This is a genomic window from Youngiibacter fragilis 232.1, assembly GCF_000495435.3.
In the GTDB taxonomy this organism is placed as follows: Bacteria; Bacillota; Clostridia; order Clostridiales; family Clostridiaceae; genus Youngiibacter; species Youngiibacter fragilis.
In genome coordinates this window covers 1-2,319 of record NZ_AXUN02000062.1, presented here as the reverse complement: position 1 = coordinate 2,319, position 2,319 = coordinate 1, and the positions used below count along the sequence as shown (strand labels likewise).

Annotated in this window: 2 protein-coding genes; both read left to right on the top strand. The window is 43.6% G+C overall.

Going from position 1 to position 2,319, the window contains the following annotated elements; all coding sequences use genetic code 11:
• The first annotated feature begins 153 nt into the window (after positions 1-153).
• Entirely contained in the window at positions 154-1,908 is a 1,755-nt protein-coding gene (locus T472_RS04290) for an IS1634 family transposase (protein ID WP_023863343.1), read from the top strand.
• Entirely contained in the window at positions 1,877-2,095 is a 219-nt protein-coding gene (locus T472_RS04285; protein WP_040906652.1) for a hypothetical protein, read from the top strand. The genes T472_RS04290 and T472_RS04285 overlap by 32 nt, the downstream gene beginning before the upstream one ends.
• Positions 2,096-2,319 lie beyond the last annotated feature (224 nt).

The following is a 2,319-nucleotide window of genomic DNA, read 5'->3' as shown; positions in this document are numbered from 1 at the left end:
ATTTTTTAAGTGGAATATCCAACTAACTTAGTTGTGCTAAAAATATCATGAAAACCCTTGGAAATCTTAGTAAAACCCGGATAGTTATTGCAGAAATCCGGGTTTTATGATATGATATATTGAGTAGGATATCATTCTTATCAGGAGGCCGAAATGTACTACGATTTTTTAGTGAAAATCCCCGAAAACACAGGAAAGATTACAGTGAACAGACGTGGAGACACCACATACATTGAATACACTTACGCGCGTAAATATGTCCCGGAAAAGAAGTATAACGTTCCGCAGAGGACAACCATCGGAAAGCAGTCCAATGATGATCCGACGATGATGCAACCGAACCAAAACTTCGCTAAGTTCTTCCCGGGTATTGCGCTGCCTGATGAACGGAATAACTCCAACCGCAGCAGCTGCCTCAGGATAGGCGCTTATCTCGTCATTCGGAAGATCATGGAGGAGTACAATCTTCCTGAAATGCTTTCAAACCACTGGGACGAGAGAGGGGTCGGCCTGTTTCTCGATCTTGCTGCGTATTCAATAATCTGCGAAAACAATGCGGGCCAGTACTATCCCGATTATGCATACAATCATCCGCTGCTGACTGAAGACATGAAAATCTACAGCGACTCAACGGTATCCAGGTTCCTGTCCTCCATATCAGATGATGACAGAGTGGGCTTTCTGAACCGCTGGAATGCCTTAAGGAATCACAGGGAACAAATCTATATCTCATACGATTCAACGAATAAGAACTGCCAGGCCGGGGATATTGAGATGGCGGAATTCGGGCATCCCAAGGATGACAAAGGGGTTCCTGTATTCAACTATTCTGTGGCCTACGACACAGACAACAAGGAACCTCTATTCTACGAGACTTACCCTGGAAGCATTGTTGATGTATCACAGCTGCAGTTCATGCTGGAAAAAGCAAAAGGATACGGCTATAAGAAGATCGGTTTTATACTTGATAGAGGCTATTTCAGCAAGAATAATATTCAATACATGGACACTTGTCAGTATGATTTTGTAATCATGGTCAAGGGAAGGGCTTCGTTCGTAGAGAGAATTATCCTTGAGAACAAAGGTAAATTCGAGACGAAGAGATCTTGCGTTATCCCTGAATACCAGGCATATGGCATGACAATCCAAGAGAAGCTTTATGCAGATGACGAGAAAGCCAGATATTTCCATATCTACCACAAGGTAACAAAGGAAAGTGCTGAGAAGGGACTTCTTGAATGTAAGATTCAGAAGATGACAGAATTCCTGAAGAGGCACGAAGGGAAAACGGTGACATTGGGAGATCCGTACCACTGGTATTTCGATATCTTTTCACACGAAAAGGAGGATGGTACGAGCAAGTTACTTTATGCTAAGGAAAAATCCGAAGTAATAGAAAGGGAACTAGGGCTTTGCGGATACTTTGTAATTGTCACATCCCGAAAAATGACAGCGGCAGAAGCTCTTTCACTGTATAAGAGCAGGGATGCTTCAGAGAAGCTGTTCCGCGGTGATAAGTCATATCTTGGGAATAGGAGTCTGCGTGTATCAGGCAATGAATCTGCAGATGCGAAGATATTCATTGAATTTGTAGCCTTGATTGTGAGGTGCAAGCTGTATACGCAACTTAAGGCAATGATGGCGGAAATGTCAAAGAAGCCAAACTATATGACAGTTCCCGCCGCGCTGAAAGAGCTGGAAAAAATCGAAATGATAAGGCAGATGGATAACATATATAGGCTTGACCATGCAGTGACCGCAACGCAAAAGACAATACTTAAGGCCTTCGGCGTGGATGAAGACTATATCAAGTCAAGAGCAACGAGACTAGGTGAGCAGCTGAAAGCGGCAGCGAAACAAGAAAGGGATGGAGAAGATGGCTCGACCGAGGAAGACGATATCGATTGATGAAAAGATAGCAAAAGCGAAGGAAAACTTCGAAAAGGTAAAGACAAGGTATGATGCAGCAGCTAAGGAACTGGAGGATCTCCAGGCAAAGCAGAGAGCTATTCATAGGAATGAACTGATTCAGGCGGTTGAGAAAAGCGGGAAATCTTATGCTGAAATCATGGCGTTTCTTGAGAGCACATTCTAGAGCGCAGAGGGAAAATCAGATGCTAAAACTGCAATGAGTAGGTAAAATATGGGAAGTTAACAATTATCGTTGCTTACCCTTGGTCTGCTACGAGATGGTGTTATACCGAGATCATAGAGCGTTGCAAGCATCGTGGCGGCCTTCATGGGGCTTCCGTTATCAGAATGTAGCACGAGTGGCTTGATTTTCATAATGAGCCCCTGAGGAGAGTGTAGAAAATTTTG

Bases quoted from the DNA above. Each gene is read 5' to 3' on its own strand.
- T472_RS04290 (WP_023863343.1), top strand. From the start codon at position 154: ATGTACTACGATTTTTTAGTGAAAATCCCCGAAAACACAGGAAAGATT.
- T472_RS04285 (WP_040906652.1), top strand. From the start codon at position 1,877: ATGGCTCGACCGAGGAAGACGATATCGATTGATGAAAAGATAGCAAAA.